General features: G+C 39.0%; 3 protein-coding genes. All 3 read left to right on the forward strand.

Going from position 1 to position 5008, the window contains the following annotated elements:
* Window positions 1–77: 77 nt before the first annotated feature.
* The 3 genes from ACOVQ4_RS09785 to ACOVQ4_RS09795 all read left to right on the forward strand — a co-directional run bounded on the left by ACOVQ4_RS09785 (window position 78) and on the right by ACOVQ4_RS09795 (window position 4888).
* On the forward strand, window positions 78–821 hold the full coding sequence (locus tag ACOVQ4_RS09785) for a hypothetical protein (RefSeq protein ID WP_421820468.1): 744 nt from the start codon (window positions 78–80) through the stop codon (window positions 819–821).
* On the forward strand, window positions 808–2430 hold the full coding sequence (locus ACOVQ4_RS09790) for a S8 family peptidase (protein ID WP_421820469.1): 1623 nt from the start codon (window positions 808–810) through the stop codon (window positions 2428–2430). The genes ACOVQ4_RS09785 and ACOVQ4_RS09790 overlap by 14 nt, the downstream gene beginning before the upstream one ends.
* Window positions 2431–2551: 121 nt before the next feature.
* Window positions 2552–4888, forward strand: a complete 2337-nt coding sequence (locus ACOVQ4_RS09795; protein WP_421820470.1) for an alpha-L-rhamnosidase C-terminal domain-containing protein — start codon at window positions 2552–2554, stop codon at window positions 4886–4888.
* The last annotated feature ends 120 nt before the right edge of the window (window positions 4889–5008 follow it).

The following is a 5008-nucleotide window of genomic DNA, read 5'->3' on the forward strand; positions in this document are numbered from 1 at the left end:
TGCACGATTACTTATTAACTTAACTTTAAATAAGTTATATTCAAGTCTAGCATTCTAAAACGATACTAGACTTGAATATGCTGAAATTCTACCCTATCTTATTTCGAAAAATATCAGATGTTTTTCGAAAAATTGGTGTAACACACCTAATCGTACTTCTCCTTGGTCAGTTGGCTGCCTCTTGTAGCTCCGATGATATTGTCAAATCACCATCTCAAATTCCCGATTCAAAGGATTATCTCATGACAGAAATAGGGCAATTTGTCACATTTTCGGTAAAAGAACTACACTATTCACTCAATCAGGAAGTGGATATAGAAACCTATTTTGAAAAGCATCTGCTGCTTGAAATACACAACAGTAAGAAGAGTTTTGTGATAGGAATATTCCGAAAAAAACAAGAAAATGAAGCTTGGTTGGACATTGGGAGAAAATTATTAGCTTTACAAGACAACAAAATTATCGTATCGACAAGCAACCAAACCGAATGTATTTTGGTCAATCCAATTGAAGTTGGTACACAATGGAACCTTAACCTATTTAATCAAAAAACCCCTCAGAAAGCTGAAATCATAAGCTTTTTCGGAGACTGGAAAGTTCAAAACAAGCCTTTTAAAAATATCATTGAAGTAGATTTATATAAAGATTCGAGTGCTTTAGGATTGCAAAAAAAACAAATCCTGTTGGCACCAAATTTAGGTATCGTTTTCTCAAAAGAATCGAATGTTTCTTATTGCTATGAAGACAATTGTCTTGGCAAGGGACAAATTAATTACGGCACAATTATCACTTATGAATTGATAGATTATGGCAAAGAATAAACTTTTTTTACTCCTTTTTTTCAATTTAATGAACCTAAGCAGTTATGGGCAAGGTGCACTCAAATATTTGGTTTTACTAAAAGATAAAAATAACTCAACCTATCAGATTTCTCAGCCCAATCAATTTTTGTCGGCAAGAGCAATTGCTCGAAGGACAAGACAGAATATTGCTATCACTACGCAAGATTTACCTGTAAATCTTACCTATATCAATCAAATTAAGCAAACTGGAGCCAAGGTTTGGTATACTTCCCGTTGGATGAATGGCGTGGTAGTCGAAGCAACATCCGAGCAACTATCCAAGGTGCTGGCATTGAGTTTTGTAAAAGGTTTAGAAGTCAAAGAACCTTTAAGAAACTATGCAAGTATATTATCGGCAGCACGTAGGGTATCTAAATTTGCGATGGAAGATAGCCCCACTCCAACAAACTTTGGATTATCAGAAACCCAAAATCTTATGCTCGGTGTAGATGCGATGCACAACTTGGGCTTTCAAGGGCAAAATATGCTCATTGCGGTTTTTGATGCTGGTTTTACTGGTGCCAATACTATTCCTGCCTTTAGCCATTTATTCAATAATGGTAGAGTGATTCAAACATACGATTTTGTTGAAAACAATACATTTGTATATAACTATCACTCTCATGGTACCAATGTGTTATCTTGTATGGCTTCCTTACAAACAGGCAGGATGATTGGTACAGCTCCACAAGCCTCTTATGCACTATTCAGAACTGAAGACGATGAAAGTGAGTCTATTTTAGAAGAAGTCAACTGGCTTATTGCTGCCGAGCGTGCAGATAGTTTGGGCGTAGATTTGATTAATTCATCCTTAGGATATACGGTGTTTGAATATTCCAATACTAGTCATACTTATGCCGACATGAATGGTAAAACCACGATTGCTGCTAGAGCGGCCAAGTGGGCAGCCCAAAGAGGTATTATTTGTACCATAAGTGCCGGCAACGAAGGAGCTGATGCTTGGAAGTATATCTCGACACCTGCCGATGCTGACTCGATAATTGCGGTTGGTGCGGTTACTAGTACCCGAAATGTGGCTTCCTTTAGCTCACGCGGACCAAGTTCTGATGGAAGAATCAAACCAGATTTATCGGCAATGGGACAAAGTGTTGCTGTGCTCAATACCGCTGGCAACGCCAGCGTTTCGAGTGGAACCTCATTTTCTTCACCTATTCTTTGTGGAATGGTAGCAGGTTTGTGGCAAGCTTTACCTAATAAAAAAGCGCAGGAAATCATCCAATTATTGAAAGAATCAGCCAGTGACTATAGCGCACCAAACAATACAATTGGATATGGCATTCCCAATTTTAATATTGCTTATCTAAAAGCACAAATTCCTTTGTTTGAAGGTATTTCTCTGGCTTTTCCCAATCCTATCAACGACCAATTAAAAATAGCTTTATCTGATTTTTCTACCCAAAAAAGCTATTCCTATCAAGTTTTTAACCTACTTGGACATTCGATTTCACAGGGAGTTATTACCAATGCCATAACATTTGTAGATAGTAGTAATTGGCCAGCAGGTGTTTACATTCTCAAACTTCAGGTAGATCAACAAACGATAGAACATAAAATTATAAAGATGTAACGATTGAAAAGGCCCCTATTTGGCAAATTAAGAGGGCTATACTAGCTGAAATCTGTATGTCAAAATCCAATCTATCCAAAGATTTATTTATATTTATCACATGTTTATTCCCTACTCGAGCATGAGGTCCATAATATATCAAAGTCTTTGTTTTCTTGCTGCCATAACTTACTCATTTTCATCACATTCTCAGTTTCATCGCGAAGCTCGATGGATTAGTGTGACCGAACCAACTAAGGCAAATCAATGGATTTGTTTTAGAAAAAAAATCTCACTCAAAAAAGCCATGGCAACAGCCATGACCAAAATCGCTGTAGACTCTAAATATTGGTTGTGGGTCAATGGTCAATTGGTAATTCGAGAAGGTGGACTCAAACGTGGGCCAACTCCACAAGATACCTATTTCGACAATGTTGATTTAGCCCCCTTTTTAAAAACAGGAGAGAATACTGTTGCTATTTTGATGTGGTATTTTGGTAAAAAAGGATTCAGTCATAATAGTTCTGGAAAGGCTGGTCTCTTATTTGATTTGCCTACCCCAAGCGGAAACAATTGGGTTAGCAATGCCTCTTGGCTTTGTAAAGTGCATCCTGCCTTTGGCGAAACACAGGCACCCTTCCCCAATTATCGTCTAGCGGAATCTAATATCCATTTCAATGCCCAAAACGACATTGAAGGTTGGTATGAACCCAAGTTTGATGACTCTCGTTGGGAATCAGCCACTGAATTAGGCGCAGCAGGTGATGCGCCATGGAATCAACTGATAGAGCGACCTATTCCACAATGGCATTTCGGTAGTTTACAACACTATTCCAATACCCCATCACTCCCGATAGTTAGTGCTGGGGATACATTGGCCTTACAGTTACCACAAAATTTAGCCATAACTCCCTACTTCAAAATCGAGGCAAAGGCTGGACAAAAGATAGATATTCGTACCGACAACTATTATGGTGGCAGCGAACCAAACCTTCGTACCGAATATATTACAAAGAATGGTATCCAAGAATTTGAAAGTCCCGCTTATTTTAATGGACACATAGTAAAGTACTTTTTTCCAAAAGGTATTAAAATCTTAGCCGTTCAGTACCGAGCCACACGTTACAATTATGAGCTTCAAGGAGATTTTACATGCAATGATGCTTTTTTGAATAGACTTAAAGAAAAAGCCCTTACAACACTCAACCTGAATGTACGTGATGTGATTTCAGACTGTCCTGACCGTGAGCGAGCTCAGTGGTGGGGCGATGTAGTAATCAACGAAGGAGAAATGTTTTATTATTGGAATCAAGCGGGGCATCAATCTTTACAAAAAGCTATCAGAGAGCTCGTAGCTTGGCAAAAATCCAATGGAAAGCTTTTTTCGCCAATTCCTGCGGGGAACTGGGATAGAGAACTTCCTGCCCAAATGTTAGCAAGTATTGGAGAATATGGTTTTTGGAATTATTACCGATACACAGGCGATTCGGCGCTGATTGCAGAGGTATATCCCGCTGCCAAAAAATATTTATCTCTTTGGGAAATAGACCAAAATCATTTGGTCAAACACCGCGCTGGAGATTGGATGTGGCACGATTGGGGACAAAATATTGACATAGCCTTGTTAGACAATGCCTGGTATTATTTGGCCTTGAAAGGGCTATGTAAAATGGCTCATTTACTTAATTTAGAAGCAGATGTAGCCTCCTATTCATATCAAATGCAAGAAATGAAAGATGCATTCAATGAAACCTACTGGCGAGGCAACTTTTACCGAAGTCCTAATTACAAAGGTATCACCGACGATAGAGGGAATGGATTGGCCGTTGTGGCAGGACTCAGTAGCCCTGAACAATATGGCTCTATCGACTTATTTTTAAGTCAAGAACTACATGCAAGTCCTTACATGGAAAAATATATTTTGGAAGCACTTTTCTTGATTGGGGATGATAAAAAAGCAATTGCTCGAATGAAAACCCGCTATAAGTCGATGGTAAATAGCCCAATTTCTACCTTATGGGAAGGTTGGGAACTCAACAGCGCCACCTACGGAGGCGGAACATATAATCATGGCTGGACGGGTGGCCCCGCTACCTTGCTTTCGCAGTATATAGCAGGAATAAGTCCATTAGCAGATGGTTTTCAGTCCTATAAAATACAACCACAAATAGGTTTACTTACCTCGATTATAGCACAAGCACCGTCTCCCAAAGGTTTGATTAAAGTCAATATTCAAAATACACCACAGCAGTTTAGTCTCACGGCCGAAGTGCCTACAGGAATGCAAGGTGTCATTTCTATTCCAATTTTGGCAGATATTTATTCAGAAATTACTTGTAATGGTACAGTTATTTTTACCAATGACAAATACATTAATGCCCTCCCATGGCTAGACTTAGTACCAGGCAACGAGCACTATCTCAATTTTGAGGTAAAAAATGGAGGAAAAATCGTTTTTGTGGGGAAGAATAGGAAGTGAGGGGTTAGGTACAGGTAGGATTAAGGCACAAAGGGGCAAAGATACAGAGTGGCAAAGGCACAGAGTAGCAAAGGCACAAAGGGGAATGTTATAAATTACTCCCTTTGTGCCTTTGTTAGT

This window comes from Flectobacillus sp., from assembly GCF_049240685.1.
Taxonomy (GTDB): Bacteria; Bacteroidota; Bacteroidia; order Cytophagales; family Spirosomataceae; genus Flectobacillus.

Excerpts from the sequence above, each read along its gene's own strand:
- ACOVQ4_RS09795 (WP_421820470.1), top strand. The coding sequence starts at position 2,552 with ATGAGGTCCATAATATATCAAAGTCTTTGTTTTCTTGCTGCCATAACT.
- ACOVQ4_RS09785 (WP_421820468.1), top strand. The coding sequence starts at position 78 with ATGCTGAAATTCTACCCTATCTTATTTCGAAAAATATCAGATGTTTTT.
- ACOVQ4_RS09790 (WP_421820469.1), top strand. The coding sequence starts at position 808 with ATGGCAAAGAATAAACTTTTTTTACTCCTTTTTTTCAATTTAATGAAC.